General features: G+C 72.0%; 10 protein-coding genes. All 10 read right to left on the reverse strand.

Annotated features, from left to right (window positions below; genetic code table 11):
- On the reverse strand, positions 1-1698 hold a 1698-nt coding region (locus N5D62_RS22010; RefSeq protein ID WP_279760037.1), incomplete at its 3' end, for a hypothetical protein.
- Positions 1682-2323, reverse strand: a complete 642-nt coding sequence (locus N5D62_RS22015) for a response regulator transcription factor (protein WP_279760065.1) — start codon at positions 2321-2323, stop codon at positions 1682-1684. The genes N5D62_RS22015 and N5D62_RS22010, both read right to left, overlap by 17 nt.
- A 227-nt stretch (positions 2324-2550) precedes the next feature.
- A complete protein-coding gene (locus N5D62_RS22020) occupies positions 2551-4008 on the reverse strand; it encodes an MFS transporter (RefSeq protein ID WP_279760038.1) in 1458 nt (485 codons plus the stop codon).
- Positions 4009-4066: 58 nt separating this feature from the next.
- Complete coding sequence (locus N5D62_RS22025; protein WP_279760039.1) at positions 4067-5461, reverse strand: GH1 family beta-glucosidase; 1395 nt, start codon at positions 5459-5461, stop codon at positions 4067-4069.
- 40 nt (positions 5462-5501) lie between these two features.
- A complete protein-coding gene (locus N5D62_RS22030; RefSeq protein ID WP_279760040.1) occupies positions 5502-6836 on the reverse strand; it encodes a GDSL-type esterase/lipase family protein in 1335 nt (444 codons plus the stop codon).
- Positions 6837-6894: 58 nt separating this feature from the next.
- Entirely contained in the window at positions 6895-9495 is a 2601-nt protein-coding gene (locus N5D62_RS22035; RefSeq protein WP_279760041.1) for a glycoside hydrolase family 95 protein, read from the reverse strand.
- Positions 9492-11759 carry a sialidase family protein gene (locus tag N5D62_RS22040; protein WP_279760042.1) on the reverse strand — a complete coding sequence of 756 codons (2268 nt, stop codon included), beginning with the start codon at positions 11757-11759 and terminating at the stop codon, positions 9492-9494. Before N5D62_RS22040 ends, N5D62_RS22035 begins: the two co-directional genes overlap by 4 nt.
- A gap of 118 nt (positions 11760-11877) precedes the next feature.
- Entirely contained in the window at positions 11878-13575 is a 1698-nt protein-coding gene (locus tag N5D62_RS22045) for a DUF5597 domain-containing protein (RefSeq protein ID WP_279760043.1), read from the reverse strand.
- An 11-nt stretch (positions 13576-13586) separates the two neighbouring features.
- Positions 13587-16610: a TonB-dependent receptor gene (locus tag N5D62_RS22050; RefSeq protein ID WP_279760044.1), complete on the reverse strand. Its 3024-nt coding sequence runs from the start codon at positions 16608-16610 to the stop codon at positions 13587-13589.
- 139 nt (positions 16611-16749) lie between these two features.
- Complete coding sequence (gene xylA / locus N5D62_RS22055; RefSeq protein ID WP_279760045.1) at positions 16750-18066, reverse strand: xylose isomerase; 1317 nt, start codon at positions 18064-18066, stop codon at positions 16750-16752.
- Positions 18067-18109: the final 43 nt, after the last annotated feature.

Raw genomic sequence — 18109 nt, forward strand, 5'->3', positions numbered from 1 at the left:
GACGATGCCGTTGTCGTCCATCGTCCACAGGAGGCCGCCGGACAGCACCGGGGACGCGCCGGTCGCCCGCTGGCCGCGGACGTCCAGCAGCGGCACCCAGCCGTCGCCTTGCACGCGGTAGGCCTGCCGCGCGGTGTTGACGAACCAGTCCGTCGTCCCGTCGCTGAACAGCTCGATCGGCGGCAGCCCGCCCGGCAGGCCTGGCGCGATCGGCGTACGTCGAGGGCGGGCGGCGGACGGGACCAGGGCCTCGACGCGATCCTTGGCGACCAGGAAGAGCGTCCCGCCATGCCCGCGCAGTAGCACCAGCAGCGAAGGGTCGCGCAGGACGGGACGCGCGGTCGCGCTGCCCGCCTTCACCGTCATCAGCTGCCCGTTGTCCAGCCACCAGAGGTCGCCGGCGTCGTCGACGACGGCGCCCGAGAAATCGCCGCCCGCCGCCGGCGTCCCGCGCAGCGCGACGAAGCGGTGCCGGGCGGCGTCGAACCAGGCCGCGCCCTGGCGGGTGAAGGCCCAGACGCGACCGCTGCCGTCCTGCACGATCCTGAACACGACCCCGGAGGGCAGGCCGGAGTCGCGCGTCCAGTGGTCGACCTCCCCATACCCGATCCAGCGGTGGATGCCCTGGCCGGACGCGCCCAGCCACAGCGCGCCGTCGGCGTCGGTGAGCAGCACGCGCAGGGCGGCGTCGGGCAGGCCCTCCTCGCGCGACCACGCCTGCCAGGCGCGTCCGTCCCAGCGCGCGAGTCCGTGCTCGGTGGCGGTCAGGATGCGGCCCTGGGCGTCCTCGGCGGTGGGGCTGGAGGCCTCCCAGGTCGGGCTGGGGGATGGCGCCGCGGTGACCTCGAAGCGTTGCGCGCCGGGTGCCAGCCGCGCCAGGTGCGTCCGCCCGCGCGCCCACAGGCTGCCGTCCCGGCCGACGAACAGCGTCGCCCAGGAGTCGTCGGGCAGGCCCTGCGCCTGCGCCCAGCGCGTGACCGCGGGTTGGCGCCGGTCCCACGAGCACAGGACCTCGCCGCAGCCGAACCACAGCTGGCCGCCGAGGAGCCGCAGCGGGCTGGAATCGACGAAGGGCGTGCCGCGCGATCGCAGGTGCGCCGGCACCGCCAGGGGCCGGGCCTGCACGGTGGCCGACGCGGTGGCGTCGTCGATGCTGGCGGTCCAGTAGCGGAAGTCGCGATCGAACGCGACCAGCCCGCCTTGCGCGTCGATGTCGAACTGCTGGGCCAGCACGATGTCCAGCGGCTTGCCGTCGGGGCGCACGATGCCCACCCAGCGCGCCGGGCGGTCGGTCTCGTCCGCGTGGCCCGTCGACGCCGGCGGCAGGCGGACGAACAGGCCGCGGTCGGTCGTCAGCCAGAGCCGGCCGAGCGGGTCCAGGCGGCCGCCCCACAGGACCGTGCCGATCGCCGGCGGCGTCGGTTCGGCGTGGACCTGGAAGCCGTCGAAGCGGAAGAGGCCGTTCTCGGTGCAGATCCAGAGCACCGACCGCCGGTCCTGCAGCAGGCAGGTGGGGGTGAGGTTCTGCAGGCCTTCGCGTTCCTGGTACGACGACAGGACGATGTGCTCGCCCGCGTGGACGTCCCGCGGCGCCAGCAGCGCCAGCAGCGCGGTCAGGAGCGCCAGCAGCGCGAGCGCGGCGGACGCCGGCAAGGCCAGGCGCCGGCGGCCCGCGGTCGTCTCAGTCGACGATCCCATGGCGCATCGCGTAGCGCACGAGATCGCTCAGCGACGACTGGTTCAGCTTGTCCATCAGGCGCGTCTTGTAGGTGCTCACGGTGTTGGGCGCCACGTTCAGCGCGGCGGCCGTCTCCACGAGCGACTTGCCGCGCACCAGGGCGACCAGCACCTGGCGCTCCCGGGGCGACAGCGACTCGAGCGGCTCCGGCGCCTTCGGCCGCGGCCGGATCAGCGCGGCGCTCAGCGCCGGATCGACATAGGCGCGGCCGGCCGCGACCTGGTGCAGCGCGTCGATGAGCAGTTCGGTCGAGATGTCCTTGGTCAGGTAGCCGTTCGCCCCGGCCTCCATCGCCCGGCTGGCGATGTGCGGGTCGGCATGCATCGTCAGGACCAGCACCGGCAGGTCCGCATGGGCCTGCCGGATGCGCTCGATCAGGTCGACGTCCGTGCAGCCCGGCATCAGCAGGTCCAGCAGCACCAGGTCGACCCCGCCTTCGGCCAGGCGTTCCAGCACCTGGGAGGCCGACGCGGCCTCGCCGGCCAGCTCGAGCCCGTCCTCCAGCTCCAGGACCTTGCGCAGGCCCTCGCGCACCAGCGCGTGGTCCTCCGCGATCAGGACCCGGATCCTGGCGGCCGCCTTCATCGTGCCCACCGCCCCTCGCGGGCGCCGCGCGGCGCGATGCGGTCGCTGGAACGGGAACCGGCGAGGAACGGGAACGGGAACGGGGACGTGGACGGGTCGCGCGGGGCGCGACGAGGTCGTGCGAGGGTCATGGTCGGGGCGGAACTGGCCTGGGGGACCGACCATTGTCATCCGAACGCGCGCCGGGCGGCCCGGGGCCGGTCCGGCGTTCGGGCGTTCCCGCGCGCTCAGACCGCGCCGCGCTGCGCCTCCAGCCGGGCGCGGATCTCGGCCATGCCCCGCTCGGTCAACTCGAAGCGCGACACCGCCACCAGCGCCAGCAGCAGCCCCAGGACCGGGATGCCGGACAGCAGGATCCGGATCATGAAGATCGCGTGCTCGCTCTGGACCGGCAGCTTGGCATCGAAGCCGGTGAACTGCAGGATCCAGCCCGAGGCGCCGACGCCCAGCGCGATGCCGACCTTGGAGATCCAGGACTGGCAGGCCGCGAAGGAGCCCTCGCGGCGCTGCCCGGTCTGGGCCTCGTCGTAGTCGACGATGTCGGGGACGGTCGAGCCGTAGAGCGTCCAGAAGCCCGCGCCGGTGAAGGCGACGAAACCGCAGGCCAGCAGCTGCAGGGCGGGGCGCTCGGGGTCGTACAGCCACCAGTCGCCGATGAACGCGCAGATCGCCAGCGACAGCACCAGCGCCAGCGCCGCGCGCTTGCCGTGGCGCCGCGCCATGAAGTTGAAGAACGGGATGCCCAGGAAGCCGAAGGCCATGCCCGACACGCCCATCGCCGTGTTCCATTTCGTGGCCAGCGTCACGTCGCCCTTGCAGACGTAGTAGACGGTGGCGTAGTAGCCCAGCGCGGCCACCATCGCCGTGCCGATGCCGTAGGCCAGCATCATCCCGAGGATCTGGCGGAACGGCCGGCAGCGCAGCGTGCGCCACAGCGTGTCGGCGAACGGGATGTAGGTCTGCGACTGCGCGACCAGCTTCTCGTAGTAGCGCTCGCGCACCGTCATGAACATCACGATCGACACGCCCACCATCACCGCGCCCAGCAGCGCGCAGTAGGTCTGCGCGCCGAGCAGGATGTCGGGCTTGCCGTCCGCGCCGCGGAACCAGGCCAGGGTGGTGAACTGGGCGGCGAAGAACATCGCCAGCTCCGGCACCTTCTGGATCGCGCTCTTGATCGACATCACGTTGGTCCGCTCGTGATAGTCGGGCGTCATCTCCGAGCCCAGGCTGAGCCAGGCCATGTTGAAGCAGCTCATCACCGGCACGTACACGGCGGTGGAGATCACCATGAACATGAAGTACTGCGTGTCCGTCCAGCCGCGGCCGACGGCGAACATCAGCGGCAGCCCGATGCCGGCGAGCAGGCCGCCGACCAGGATGAAGGGCCGCCGCCGGCCGTAGCGGGTGCGCGTGTTGTCGGAGATCCAGCCGAAGACCGCGTCGGACCCCGCGTCGATGATGATCTTGATCATCTGCGCCGTGGAGATCAGCCCCGGGGCGACGCCCAGGAAGACGTTGAAGACGTGGAAGGCCAGCGACGCGTAGAGCCAGTGGCCCCACATGTCGATCCACGAGCCCAGGCCGTAGCCGATCTTCTGCGGCATCGGCACGCGATCGGCGGGGCGGATCACGTGGGGCGCCGCCGGGTCGGCGGCGGCGGAGGGCAGGCTGTGTGCGCTCATGGCGTTGGCGGGGCCGTCCCGCGTCCTTTCATGGGTTCAGGCTGGGAGGGCCGCCGGCTCACAGGATGCGCCGCGCCTGGATGATCCGGGCGTAGTAGCGGGCCGAGAGCTTGGGCGTGCGCTGCTGCGTGCCGTAGTCGCAGTGCACGATGCCGAAGCGCCGCTGGTAGCCGTCCTCCCATTCGAAGTTGTCGATGAACGACCACAGGAAGTAGCCGTCCACCGGCACCCCGTCCCCGATCGCCCGGTGCAGCTCGCGCAGGTGGCCGCGCAGGAAGTCGCGGCGGTGCAGGTCCTGGCACTCGCCGTCGGTGACCGGCTCGTCGTCGTAGCCGCAGCCGTTCTCGGTGATGTAGATCGAGCGGTGGCCGTAGAGCTCGGCCACCATCCGCGGCGCCCAGTACATCGACTGCGGCACCAGGTGCAGCCACGGCGGGTCCGCGCGCGGATAGTTCTTCGGCAGCGCGAGTTGCTCGTAGCCCGCCGCGTTGTCGGCGGCGCGCACGTAGTGGCCGGTGTAGAGGTTCAGGCCGAGGAAGTCGGTCGGCTGGCCGATGAGCTCGAAGTCGCCGGGCAGCACCTTCGGCGCGGCGTCGCCGACGCGCGCCAGGTAGGACTCGGGATAGCGCCCGGCGTGGATCGCGCCCAGGATGTGGGCGTTGCGGTCGCGGAACCAGGCGGTCGCCGCGGCGATGTCCTCGGGCGTCTCGCTGACCGGCACCGAGACGTCGCAGTTGTCGGTCAGGCCCACCTTCGCGTCGGGGCCGCCGTGGCGGCGCACCGCGCGCACCGCGTGGCCGTGGGCGACGATCGCGTGGTGGTAGGTCTGGTTGACCACCGCCGGCGGCTCGCGCCGGCCCGGCGCCTTGGTGCCGTAGCCGTAGGCCAGCATCGTGAAGCAGCGGATCTCGTTGAGCGTGATCCAGTGCCGCACGTCGCCGGCGAAGGCCTTGACCACGACCTCGGCGTAGCGCGCGAAGGCGTCCACCGTCTCGCGCGAGGTCCAGCCGCCGCGTTCCTCCAGCGCCATCGGCAGGTCCCAGTGGAACAGCGTCACCCAGGGCGTGATGCCGTGGCGGCGCAGGCTGTCGAACAGGCGGCGGTAGAAGGCGAGGCCCGCCTCGTTCACCGCGCCGGTCCCGTCCGGAATGATCCGCGGCCAGGCGATCGACAGCCGGTAGTCCTTGATGCCCAGCGAGGCCATCAGCGCGAAGTCCTCGTCGAAGCGGTGGTAGTGGTCGACGGCCACGTCCAGCGTGTCGCCGTCGTGGACCGCGCCGGGCTGGCGGCAGAAGCGGTCCCAGTTGGACTCGCCCTTGCCGTCCTCGAAGGCGGCGCCCTCGATCTGCGGGGCGGAGGCGGACACCCCGAACACGAAGGTGTCGGGGAAGGGGGAGGCGTAGCCGAACGTCGGGGCCAGCGGGGCGATGGTGGAGGGCAAGGGACTGCTCATGAGGTCGGGCGTGGATCGGAGGAGCGCGGACCGGGCCGGCTCAGCGGGATTCGGACAGCAGGCGCGCGAGCGTCGGCGCCAGGGCCTCGGCCCAGAGGCGGTAGCCGCGTTCGCTCAGGTGCAGCCAGTCGGGCATCACCTCGGGCGACAGCGTGCCGTCCGGATTCGTCAGCGACGCGCCGATGTCCAGGAAGTGCACGACCTGCCCATCGGCGAAGGTGCGCAGGATCGCGTTGACCTGGTGGTTGATCGCGCGCAGCGGGCCGTCGGGCCGGGGATCGCGCGGGAAGATCGCCAGCAGCAGGATCCGCGTCGACGGCTGCCGCATGCGGATCTCGTCGATCAGGCGGCGCACGCCGGCGGCGGTCGTGCGCGGGTCCTCCTGGCGGTCGCCGGTGTTGTTGGTGCCGATCATCAGCACCGCGACCTTGGGCGCGATGCCGTCGATCTCGCCGTGCTGCAGCCGCCACAGCACGTTCTCGGTGTGGTCGCCGCCGAAGCCCAGGTCCAGCGCGTCGTGGCGGGCGAAGTGCTCCGCCCAGACCGCCTTGCCGGCGTCTTCCCAGCCTTGCGTGATCGAGTCGCCGATGAACACGACCTCCGGATTGCGCCCGGCCTCGCGCATCGCGCGGATCGCGGCGAGCTTCTGCTCGTGCCGCGGCATCCACCAGTCGACCGCCCAGGCCTGCAGCAGCGGCGACGGCGTGACCGACTCGGTCCGGTAGTCGGCGCAGACGGCATTGGACCGGCCGTTCCGCACGAAGCGCACGTTGGCGATCGACAGTTCGCCGCGGCCGCTGGACTCGATGGCGAAGGGCTGCGTCACGCGGCTGAAGTCGTCGCCGTCGCGATGGAAACACGACAGGGCGAAGGACAGGTGCTGCCAGCCCTTGCCCTCCAGCGCGCGGCCGGGCAGCAGGTGGTTGACCTTGCGCTCGCAGCCGTCGCCGCAGGAGAGCTTGAAGTTCAGGCCGCCCTGGGCCAGGTCGGCGACGTGGATGTCCAACTCCAGCGTGCCGTGCGCCAGGTAGGGCCGCAGGTCCACCGGCGGGCCGCCTTCCACGCGCAGGCTGGCGACCCAGGCGTCCCGCCAGGTCATCGTCACCGCGTCGCGCGCGCCGTCCTTGCCGGTGCGCCGCGCCGACACCCGGCTGTCCGGGACCTGGGGCTTGGGCGGCTTGGGCACCACGGCGCTGTCGCCGTTCAGCGGCGCGCTGAGCTCGAAGTCGGCCAGCACCAGCCGATGGCCCGACAAGGGCCGGTCGGCCAGGACGCGCAGTTCATCGGCGGGCGCGGCCAGCGGCTCGTCGCGGGCGGCGGCCAGGACGGGCGAGGCGGCGAGGGAAACGGTCATGAGCAGCAGGGTCAGGTTCATGGGCGGGTGGCGATCGGGAGATCGGGGGATCGGGCGATCAAGAGATCGGGCGGTGGGGTCATGGGAGCGGGTGGAGCCGCGCGTCGAGCCGCAGCGTCTGGCCGGGCCGCAGCTGGAACGTCGCGCGCCGGTCGCCGGCGCGCACGGCGACGCGCCGCGTGCCCTCGACACCGTCGCGCGACGCGCGCAGCGTCGCCCCGGTCAGCCGCCCGGCGGCCCATTGCAGGTCGACCTCGAGGCCGCCGCGCGCGCGCAGGCCGGAGACGCGGCCGTCGGGCCAGGCCGAGGGCAACGCCGGCAGCAGCGCCAGTTCGCCGGCATGCGACTGCAGCAGCATCTCGACGACGGCGGCGGTGTAGCCGAAGTTGCCGTCGATCTGGAACGGCGGATGCGCGTCGAGGAGGTTGGGATAGGTGCCGCCGGCGTTGTTGGATTCGGTTCCGGGGCCGGCCTGCTGCGCGGCGCGCGCACCGGGCGTCGCGAGCAGGCCGCGCAGCATGCGGTAGGCATGGTCGCCGTCGCCCAGGCGCGCCCAGAACGCCATCTTCCAGGCCATCGACCAGCCGGTGCCGGCATCGCCGCGCGCCTGCAGCGTGCGGCGCGCCGCCTCGGCCAGCGCCGGCGTGCGCGACGGGGAGATCTGCCGGCCCGGGAACAGCGCGAACAGATGGGACACATGGCGATGCGTGTCGCCCGGCGTGTCCAGCACCGGGTCGTGCTTCTCGTCCAGCCACTCCAGCAACTGGCCCCAGCTGCCGACCTTCGGACCGGCGAGCCGGTCGCGCAGGCCGGCCACGTGCTCGCGCCAGGCGCGCTCGCCGCCGGCCGCGTCGGCGGCGGCCACGGCGTTGTCGAACAGATCCCACAGGATCTGCTGGTCGTAGCTGACGCCGTCCTCGACCGGGCCGTGCTCCGGCGACCAGCCCATCGGCGCGACCAGCCGGCCGTCGGGCAGCGGCTTGAGCTGGTCCTCCCAGAAGGCCACCACCTCCTTCATCAGCGGCAACACCTGCTCGCGCAGGAAACGCCGGTCGCCGCCGAAGGCGTAGTGCTCCCAGAAATGCTGCAGGTACCAGGCGTTGCCGGTCTTGTTCCAGAGGTAGCCCATGCCGCCGAACGGATTGGATTCGGTGCGCACCGTCCAGCCGCGCACCGGCCGGCCCTGGGCCGTCAGGAAACGCTCCCGCGGCGGACGGGCCTCCCCGGCCTGGGCGCCGATGGGGATGGGCTCGGTGGAGGCGGTCGCGCCCGCCGGCGAGGCGTCCGCCGCGAGCGCCTGCGCGGCGGCCTCGGCGACGGCGCGCCGGTACATCGGGACCTGGCTCTGGACGAAGGCGAGGAAAGGCCGCGCCAGTTCCGCCAGGTTGGCCGTCTCCGCCGGCCAGTAGTTCATCTGGACATTGATGTTGGTGTGGTAGTCCGAGTTCCAGGGCGGGGTCAGGCTGTCGTTCCACAGGCCTTGCAGGTTGGCCGGCAAGGAGTCGCGCGAACTGGCGATGAGCAGGTAGCGGCCGTACTGCGCGTGCAGCGCCTCCAGCTCGGGGTCGTCGCCGTCGGCGGTGTAGCGGCGCAGCCGCTCGCCGGTGGGCAGCGCGCGGCGGTCGTCGGCGCCGCGGCCGAGATCCAGCGCCACGCGCGCGAAGAAGCGCCGGTGATCGGCGACGTGCCGCTCGCGCAGCGCCGGCCAGGGCGTGGCGGCGGCGGCGTCCACCTGCGCGGTGACGCGGGGCAGGGGATCGACGCCGCTGTCGAAGGCCCGCGCGGCGTCGGGCACGTAGCTCGTGCCGGCGCCCAGCACGATCGTCAGCGCATCGCAGCCGCTGAACACGAGCCGGTCGCCGTCCACGCGCACGCTGCCGCCCTCGGCCAGGACACGCGCCTGCGCGGCGTAGCGCATCCGGTTCGCGGTCGGCGGCTGGTCGCCGGGCCGGCCGTCCGGTCCCGGCAGGACGTAGCCGGCCAGCGAGCCGGTCGACGACAGCCGCGCGGCAGATCCGGCGACGGTGGCCGCGATCGCGGCGCCGTGACGGTCGGTCAGCGCGAGGCTACCGGTGTACTGGCCGCGGCGATCGGCGCTCAGGCGCAGCACGAGAGCCTGCGCGGGATGGCTGGCGATGAGCTCGCGCGTGAAGCGCACGCCGCCGTGCCGATAGCTGACGCGGTGGACCGCGTCGCCGATGTCGAGCTCGCGCCGATAGTCGGCGATGTCGGTGTCGTGACCGGGCAGCGTCAGCACCAGGTCGCCGAACGGCTGGTAGGCGCCCATGGTGCGCGCGTCGCCGGTCCAGAGCGTGTTCTCGTTGAACTGGATCCGGTCGCGGGCGAGCCCGCCGAACAGCATCGCGCCCAGGCGTCCGTTGCCCACGGGCAGCGCCTGGCGTTCCCAGCCGTCCGGCGTGTCCGGCGCGGGCGATTGCTCGAACAGGCGCAGGTCCGAGGCCGTGGCGATCGACGGCGCGCCGGCCGCGCCGATGACGGCCGCGGTGAGCGCGACCGCGATCACGCGCCCGACTCCACCGATGTGGCCGTCGCGCCGAATGCGCTCGATCGGCTCGACGCGGCCAACGTGGCCAACGTGGCCAACGCGGCCGACGTGTCCAACGTGGCCGATGCGCCCGACGGCGCGGACGAAGACGGCGACGAGGGCCCATCCGCTCATGCGGCGGCCCTCGGCTTGCCGACGACCACGCCGCGCCCATGCGGGGCGAGGAACACGGTGCCGTGCTCGAGCGGATCGGCGGTCATCGACAGCAGCCGCCCGTAGCGGTGCAGCTCGTCGCCGATCCGGACGAAGCTGCGGCCTTCGTCGTCGCTGCGGAACAGGCCCTCGGCCGGCGAGGCCCCGCCCACCGACACCCGTCCCCACACGTAGACCGCGTGATACGCGCCACCGGCCGCGGCCTTGCCGAGCGCGACCATCCAGGCCTCGGCGACCGCCTTGAGCGGCTGCAGCGGCTGGTCGGCGGCGGGCAGGCGGAAGAGGCCGCCGGGCAAGGCGAACCAGAGGTCCCGGGCGCGTCCGGGCGCGCACAGCAGCTGCGCGTACTGCTGGTCGGTCAGCACCGGCAGGCCTTCGACGGCCGGCTGGAAGCGCTGGCCGCCGTCGATGCTCACCAGCACGCGGCCGCGCGCGCGGTCGAGCACGTAGAACACACCCTCGACCGCGCGATCGGCGATCGGCGCGAGCAACGGCCCGAGGTCCTCCGGCCATCCTTCGCAACGCACCCAGCTGCGGCCCTTGTCCTTGGACCACATCGCCGGCTGGCGCTCCGGCGCCCAGACCAGGAAACCGCCCTTGGCGCTGACGGCGACCAGGCCGGTCGGCGCGCGGTGGCCCTGCGCGTTCTTCGCCTCGCGCGGCGAGGGCCCGAAGGCGCGCCAGCTCCCGCCGCCGTCGACCGAGACGTAGCCGCCGGTGGCGGCGTGGTCGGAGGTGCGGGCCAGCACGCGCGGCTCCAGCTCGGCGGCGTCGACGGAGCGGTTGGTCTCGTTGCTCGGCGCGAACAGGCCGGCCGACGGCGGCTTGCCGACGTCGTCCCAGGCCGCGCCGGACACGTCGCCCATCGCCGCCAGCAGCGTCACGCCGCCGGAGGGGCTCTTGATCTCGAGCGTCGCGGTCTCCTCGAGGTTCTCGACCTCGAAGCGCCACTGGACGGTGCCGGCGGGCGCGCGCGTCGCCGCGGCCAGCGTGTCGGTCATCCAGACGCCGTAGCCGGTGCCGTAGACCGCGCGGCCGCCGTCGTGCGGATCGAGCTTCACGTCGGCGATCCAGTGGCCCATCGGGTCGGGCCGCCGCGTCGCGCGCTTGTAGTTGGCCAGCCAGGGGCGGGACTCGATGTCGTGCCGGGAGCGTGCACCGAGCGCGGTCCAGGTCGCGCCGCCGTCCTCGCTGAGGAACAGGTCGTCGCCGTCGCCCCAGCGCTCGATCGTGGAGACGATCAGGCGGCCCGGGCGCTGCCGGTCCACGTCCAGGCCGGAGTAGCCGAAGCCTTTCAAGCCCTGGCCGGGCTGGACCGGCGTGATCTCGGTCCAGGCGGCGCGGCCGTCGCGCGTCTCGCGCTTCCAGACGCCGCCGGTGGAGGCGTAGCTCGGGTTGACCGCGTGCACGCCGTCGCCGCCGCCGGCGAAGCTCACGTAGAGCACGCCGTCCGGCCCGATCGCCGCGCGTTGCGGCGCCATCGCCGGCGTGCCGGGCTCGCGCTGGAAGCTGCGGCCGCCGTCCTGCGAGACGTACAGGCCGGGCTGGTCGTGGCTGCCGGCGTAGACCCGCGTCGCCGCCTGGCCCGGGCCGCCGCTGGCCGGGTCGACCAGCACCAGCGACACGTGTCTCGCCGGGAAGCCGGTCCGCTGGAAGGTGCGCCCGCGGTCGGTGCTCTTGAGCAGGCCGTCCTGCGAGCTGCCCAGGTAGAGCACCTCGCCGACCCGCGGGTCCACTTGCAGCCGCTCGCCGCTGCCGCGGCCCGGCGAGTTGCCGCCGATCTTGATGCCCAGTTCATGCTGGGTCCAGGTGCGGCCGCGGTCGGTCGACGCGAGCAGCGCGCCGTCGCGCACGTCCTTGGACAGGTACAGGCCGCAAGCCAGGTAGACCCGGTCGGCGTCGTTGGGGTCGACCGCGACGCTGAGCACGCCCATCAGGTCCGCGTCGGCCTTGTCGAGGTGGTCCAGCAGCGGCCACCAGCGCCGCGCCTTCGCGTCGAAGCGGTAGGCGCCGCCGATGTCGGTGCGGCAGTACAGCAGTCCCGCCTCGCGCGGATGGAAGACGAAACCGTCGACGAAACCCCCGCCGCCGAAGGGCACGCTGCGCCAGTCGTAGGGCACGGCGGCCGGACCGGGCGCGGCCAGCGCGCCGGCGATCGATCCTGGCAGGGCGCCCCCCAGCGCGGCCAGGCCGGCGGTGTGGGCGATGAAGCGGCGGCGTTGCATGGGCGTGTCCGGGGTCGCGTCCGTCATGGGCGTCATGGGCGGCATGTGCGTCATGGGGGAGGTCGGCGTGGTGGGCGAGGCAGGCGTGGCGGGCATGGTGGGCGTGCTGGCCGTCGCGTCAGTAGCGGCCGAGCTTGACGCGCAGCACCGTCGGCGTCGCCGGCAGGTTGAGGCCCCAGTCGACCTGGTCGCCATTCCAGTTGCGGACGGTGGTCCAGCGGCCGTCCGGGCCGAAACCGCCTTCCTGCGCATGGACCAGCATCGTGCCCAGGCCCTGGAACGAGGCGTCGGGCTCGAAGCGCACCCGGGCGCTCCGGCCGGTGACGATGAACTCGTCGTCGGCGATCTGCGCGATGGCGACGCCGCCGACGGGCTTCGCGGCCGACGGCGGCGCGTCGTCCTTGAGCTGCGGCCAGCTGCGTTCGCCGAACTGCCATTCGCCGAAGCTGACCTTGGCCGTCCAGCCCTTGAAGGCCACGGTCCGCGGCTGGCGGTCGTCGCCTTCGGCCACGCCGCGGGTGCGGCCTTCCAGCGCCCATTGCGCCCACTGCGAGGCCATCGGCGCGAAGCCACCGTAGACGGCGGCGATCGGCGCGGTCATGCGCGCGTCGGTGTGCGGCGAGCCCAGCGGGTAGTTGCTGTAGTCGGCGTAGTCCACGCCGAACGGCGCGACGCCGATCGCGCCGCGTCCGAGGATCGCGTAGTGGTAGCGGGCGTAGGTCGTGGCGTTGCCGATCTCCGGCACCCACAGCGCGTTGTCGCGGCGCTGGAACTGGTCCAGGATCGCCTCGACCTTGGCCGACTCCGGCATGTAGATGTCGGGGCCGACGATGTCGATCCGCGGCGCGGCCGCCTTGTAGATGCCGATCACGTCGTGGGTCGGGCCGCCGCTGGCGAAGTCCGACTTCCATGGCGCCATCGGCGCGAGCGGGTCGCGCAGCGCGTTGTTGACGAACATCGGCAGGTCGTAGACCCGGCGGCCGGCCGCGGCGATCTCGCCGATGTAGCGCGCGATCGCCCAGCTGTGGAAGTACTGCTCGGCGTAGTCGCCGTAGACCTCGGTCCACGAGCCGCGCGCCTTGCCGCCGGCCGCGGGCTTCTGCAGCCGCAGCACCTCGGCCGGCACCTCGGCGGCGAAGGCGCGGTTGGCCGCGGCGCCGTGGTCGCGCGCCAGGCCGTAGGTGCCGACCTCGTTCTGCACCTGGACCATGATCACCGTGCGCGTGGCCTCGTCGACCTGCTTCAGGTGGGTCATCAGCGCGACGAACGCGCGCCGGTCCGCCGCCAGCGTTTCCGCGCCGAACGGCGACAGGCAGTAGCTCGGCTTGCCCTTGTCGTCGAGCATGCGCGGGAAGCGCGCGTTGTCCAGCTTGACCCAGGCGGGCGCGTACTGCGGGCTGGTGTTCTTCCAGGTCGCGAACCACAGCAGCACCACGCGCACGCCGCGCTCGCGCGCCTGCGCCAGCAGCGTGTCGACGAAGCCGAAGTCGAAGCGGCCCTCGGCGGGCTCGACCTGCTCCCAGGCCACCGGCACGACGACGGTGTTGGCCTTCGCGTCGGCCACCGCCGGCCAGACCCGCTCGAGCGCCGCCACCGAGTTGCTCGAGTTGTGGACCTGCGCGCCCAGCACCAGGAAGGGCTTGCCGTCGACGAGCAGCGCATGGCGGCCGTCGCGCTCGACCAGGCGCGGCAGCTCGGCCGCGGCGGCCGTCACGGCCGTGACCGCGAGCGCGGTCGACAGCGCCGCGGCCGCGACGGCCGGCAGCGCCGCCCGCCACGTCCGGGACCGACCGGACTTCCTCGTCGACATCGGCATCGCGCGGCTCCTCAGAAGCTCATCCGGGCGGTGAGCGTGTAGCGCCGGCCGGTGTCGAACCAGGCGCGTCCCACGGTGCCGAAGTGCTGCTGCATCAGCTGCTTGTAGGTCGCGTTGGTCAGGTTCTGGCCTTCCAGGCCCAGCGTCACATGGTCGTTGAGCTTGTAGTACACGCCGGCGTCCAGCTGCCCGTACGAGTCGGCCCACACCGGCAGGCCCCAGGCCACGTTGGTCTGGCCCTTGGTCGCGCTGTCGGGGTTGGTGTCGGTGCCGTCGCCGCCCTGCGTGCCGTTGACGTTGACCGCCTGCAGGTACTTCGAGCGCCAGCTGTAGGCCAGCCGCGCCGAGATGTCGCCGCGGTCGTACAGCAGCGCCAGGTTGTAGGCGTTCTTGGACAGGTTCTGCAGCGGCAGGTTGCCGAAGGTGCGGCCGTCGGTGTCGCAGCCGTTGAGGTTGAGGTTCAGGTTGGACGCCGAGTTCCCGCCCGAGCAGTAGGCGCTGCCCACCGGGTCGTAGAGCTTGGTCTTGCTGTCGACGTAGGTGTAGTTGGCCTGGATGCCGAAGCCCGACAGCCAGCCCGGCAGCTTGTCGAAGTAGGTCTGGAAGGCCACCTCGAAGCCGGTCGCGCGGCCCTTGGCGCCGTTGATCGGGCCGGTGGTGATGAAGTTCTGCAGCGCGCCGGTGGCGTCGGGGATCTGCTTGACGAAGGTCTGGTTGAGGATGATGTCCTTGAGCTGCTTGTGGAAGGCGGCGAAGGTCAGCGAGCCGGTGCGGTCGAAGTACCACTCGGCGGTGATGTCGCCCTGCGTGGACTTGATCGGCTTGAGCATCGGGTTGCCCGAGGCGGTGCCGGTCTGCGTCACGTTGCTGACCACCGTCTGGCCGTTGACCGTCGTGGAGGTGAAGTCCTGCGACATCGTCGTGTAGGCCTGCAGCTGGCTGAAGTCCGGCCGTGACAGGCCCTTGCCCAGCGCGAAGCGGAACTGCAGCTTCTCGCTGGCCTTCATCCGCAGGTTCAGGCTGGGCAGCGCGTCGGTGTAGCTGTTGTCGAAGGTGCCGGCCTGCGAGAAGTTGGGGATCACCGGCACCGGCACGCCGGTCGCGCCGGTGGGCACCTGCTTGGCGGTGAAGACGGTGTAGCCCTCGGCGCGCGACTCGGTGCGGACCACGCGCAGCCCGATGTTGCCGTCCACCGGGTACTTCCAGTCGTCCATGCCGAAGCGCAGCTGCGCGAAGGCGGCCTGCGTGCGCTCGCGCTGGCGGTTCGTGCCCGCCGGGTCGGTGCCGAAGGACGCCGGCGACCAGGTCCCGCAGGACGAGGCGTCGCCGCCGTTCTTCTCGGCGCACAGGATGTCGTGGTACTTGTGCAGCGCCGCGTAGCTGTCCGGGTAGCCCGAGGTGGTCGCCACCGTCGGGAAGATCAGCGACGGCACCGAGGCCCGGCCGCTGAAGAAGTTGCTGAAGTTGTAGAGGTAGGCGTTGGCGCTGAAGCGCGGATCGTTCAGGTAGGCCAGGCCGCTGATCTCGCCCTGCCACGGCTGCGTGATGGCCGACCAGTTGTAGCCCGGCACCGTGTTGGTGGTGGTGGCGTCGCGCTCGGTGAAGCGCACGCCGAAGCGCAGGTCCTGCAGGAAGCCGTCGTCGAACTTGTAGCGGGCGTCGCCCTTCCAGGCCTTCTCGGTGGCCTTGGAGCGGTCCTGGTGCTCCATCGTGAAGGCCCAGTAGTACTGGGACGGATCGGCCAGCGCCGCGCGCTGCGCGTCGGTGAAGACCAGCTGCGGACGGCCGCTGCGCAGGTCCACCGTCTCCTCGGGCATCTGCACGCCGGTGGCCACGGTGGAGTCGAAGCTGTCGGTCGTGGCGCGGATGTACTGCAGGTCCGACGAGAACGACCAGTGGTCGTTGGCGCGCCAGTTCAGCTTCCAGGCCAGGTCCTGCGTCTGGGAGTTGCGGTAGGCGCTGCGCGTGTCCGCGCCGAAGTTCACCGGCGAGCCGTCGCTGTTGCGCAGCGTGCCGTAGAGGAAGCGGCCGTCGTCGGCGAACACGCCGTCGCTGACCCGCAGCTTGTACGGGTCGGTCTGCGCGAACAGGGCGCGCTCGTCCCATTGCATCCGGTACTTGCTGCGGAAGTAGGTGAGGTTGCTGTCGACGTCGTCCTTCTTCCACTGCAGCGCGCCGTACAGGCCCTCGCGCTTGCGGTCGAACTCCAGCGTGCGCCACTGCGAGCCCTTGGGCACCCACAGCGTGGTGCCGGCCGCCTGGCCGGCCACCGCGTCGGTGCGCGGGTAATAGGGCTCGACCTGGAAGGCGTCGGTGCGGGTGCCGCTGCGCGAGCTGGCGATGTTGAGCAGCGCGCCGAACTCGCCCAGGTCGGTCTTCCAGCGGTCGCTCACCATGCCCGACAGGCTGGGCGAGGACTTCTTCTTCAGGTCCGAGTACGTGGTCTGGGCCGACAACGCTGTCTTCACGCCGGAAAAATCGAACGGCAAGGCCGTGCGCAAGTTCACCAGGCCGCCGATGGCGCCTTCGATCTGCTCGGCCGAGGGGTTCTTGTAGACGTCGACGGCGGCCATCAGCTCGGGCGGCACGTCCTCGAAGTTGAGCGAGCGGCCGCCGTTGGCGGAGAACGAGTCGCGGCCGTTCATCTCGGAGCGCACGTAGGTGAGGCCGCGCACGGAGATGCCGGAGCCCTCGACCGAGAAGTGTTCCGGGTCGTTGCGCGCCATGGTGCGGTCCATGGTGACGCCGACGATGCGCTGCAGCACCTCGGTGACCGAGCGGTCGGGCAGCTTGCCGATGTCGTCGGCGACGATGGAGTCGACGATCTCGTCCGAGTTCTGCTTGATCTTCTGCGCCGAGCTCAGCGCCGCGCGCTTGCCCGAGACGACGACCGTCTCGATCTGCGCATCCGGCTTGGCGTCCGGCTTCGGGGCCGGCGCGGTCTGGGCGAAGGCGATGCCTGCGGCCATGCCGCCCAGGAGGACGGCCGCCTGCGCGGCAGCGACGGACACGGCGGTCCGCTGGCAAGTGCTCATGATGTCTCCAGTCTGTTAGGTGCGGGTCCGCTCTGACGGCGTGACCTCTGGCGGGGAGTCGTACGGCTCGGGACGGTGTTGCGATGCGGTGCGGGGATCGGCGGGCCGCTGGACGACGCGGTCCGCCGGGCTGGGCGCGTCAGGCGGTGAAGCGGTTGACGAGGTTCTCGAGGTATTCCTGCCGGCCGGAGCGCGGCGCGACGTCGGTGTTGCGCGCCAGCACGCGGTCGGCGAGCTGGTCCAGGGCCACGCGGCCCTCCAGGACGTCGCGCGCGGGCGCGGCGTCCCAGCCGGCGTAACGGTCGGCGACGTGGCGCGCCAGGCTGCCGTCGACGATCATCTGCTCGGCCATCAGCAGCGCGCGGGCGCAGGTGTCCATGCCGCCGACGTGGCCGTGGAACAGGTCCTCGGCGTCGATGGACTGGCGGCGCACCTTGGCGTCGAAGTTGAAGCCGCCGCTGCCCAGGCCGCCGGCCTGCAGGATGTGATAGACCGCGACGGCCAGTTCCGGCACGTTGTGCGGGAACTGGTCGGTGTCCCAGCCCAGCTGCGGGTCGCCGCGGTTCATGTCGATGCTGCCCAGGATGCCCAGCGCGGCGGCGGTGGCGATCTCGTGCTCGAAGCTGTGGCCCGACAGCGTCGCGTGGTTGGCCTCGATGTTGACCTTGACTTCCTTCTCCAGGCCGTAGCGGGCCAGGAAGCCGTAGACGGTGGCGGTGTCGAAGTCGTACTGGTGCTTGGACGGCTCGCGGGGCTTGGGCTCGAGCAGGATGGCGCCCTTGAAGCCCTTGCGGTGCTTGTATTCGACGACCATGTCGAGGAAACGGCCCATCTGGTCGAACTCGCGGCCCATGTCGGTGTTGAGCAGGGTCTCGTAGCCCTCGCGGCCGCCCCACAGCACGTAGTTCTCGCCGCCCAGGCGCATGGTGGCGTCCATCGCGTCGCGCACCTGCAGCGCGGCCAGGCCGAAGATCTCCGGATCGGGATTGGTGGCCGCGCCGGACATGAAGCGGCGGTGGCTGAACAGGTTGGCGGTGCCCCACAGCAGCTTCATGCCGGTGCGCTGCTGGTGCTCGCCCAGCACGTCGACCAGGCGCAGCAGGTGCTCGTGGCTTTCCTTGGGCGTGGCGCCCTCGGGGGCGACGTCGCGGTCATGGAAGCAGTAGTAGGGCGCGCCGAGCTTCTCGAAGAACTCGAAGGCGGCATCGGCCTTCTGGCGCGCCAGCTCCAGCGGCGAGCCGCCCTGGAACCAGGGCCGCTCGAAGGTGCCGCCGCCGAACGGATCCAGGCCGGTCCAGCAGAAGCTGTGCCAGTAGCAGACGGCGAAGCGCAGGTGCTCGGCCATGGTCTTGCCCAGGACGATGCGGTCCTTGTCGTAATGGCGGAAGGCGAGCGCCTCGTCGGAGGCCGGGCCCTGGTAGCGGATCGGGGCGATGTGCGAGAAGTAGCTGGTCATGGCGGAACTGCGAAGTCGAGGCGTGGCAGGGGCCGGCGCCAGG

Origin of the sequence: Mitsuaria sp. GD03876 (genome assembly GCF_029840635.1) — a bacterium.
Classification (GTDB): domain Bacteria; phylum Pseudomonadota; class Gammaproteobacteria; order Burkholderiales; family Burkholderiaceae_C; genus Roseateles.

What these genes read in the sequence shown, in the direction of transcription:
- N5D62_RS22015 (WP_279760065.1), bottom strand. Translation starts at nt 2,323, where the DNA reads ATGAAGGCGGCCGCCAGGATCCGGGTCCTGATCGCGGAGGACCACGCG.
- N5D62_RS22020 (WP_279760038.1), bottom strand. Translation starts at nt 4,008, where the DNA reads ATGAGCGCACACAGCCTGCCCTCCGCCGCCGCCGACCCGGCGGCGCCC.
- N5D62_RS22025 (WP_279760039.1), bottom strand. Translation starts at nt 5,461, where the DNA reads ATGAGCAGTCCCTTGCCCTCCACCATCGCCCCGCTGGCCCCGACGTTC.
- N5D62_RS22030 (WP_279760040.1), bottom strand. Translation starts at nt 6,836, where the DNA reads ATGAACCTGACCCTGCTGCTCATGACCGTTTCCCTCGCCGCCTCGCCC.
- N5D62_RS22035 (WP_279760041.1), bottom strand. Translation starts at nt 9,495, where the DNA reads ATGAGCGGATGGGCCCTCGTCGCCGTCTTCGTCCGCGCCGTCGGGCGC.
- N5D62_RS22040 (WP_279760042.1), bottom strand. Translation starts at nt 11,759, where the DNA reads ATGCAACGCCGCCGCTTCATCGCCCACACCGCCGGCCTGGCCGCGCTG.
- N5D62_RS22045 (WP_279760043.1), bottom strand. Translation starts at nt 13,575, where the DNA reads ATGCCGATGTCGACGAGGAAGTCCGGTCGGTCCCGGACGTGGCGGGCG.
- N5D62_RS22050 (WP_279760044.1), bottom strand. Translation starts at nt 16,610, where the DNA reads ATGAGCACTTGCCAGCGGACCGCCGTGTCCGTCGCTGCCGCGCAGGCG.
- xylA (WP_279760045.1), bottom strand. Translation starts at nt 18,066, where the DNA reads ATGACCAGCTACTTCTCGCACATCGCCCCGATCCGCTACCAGGGCCCG.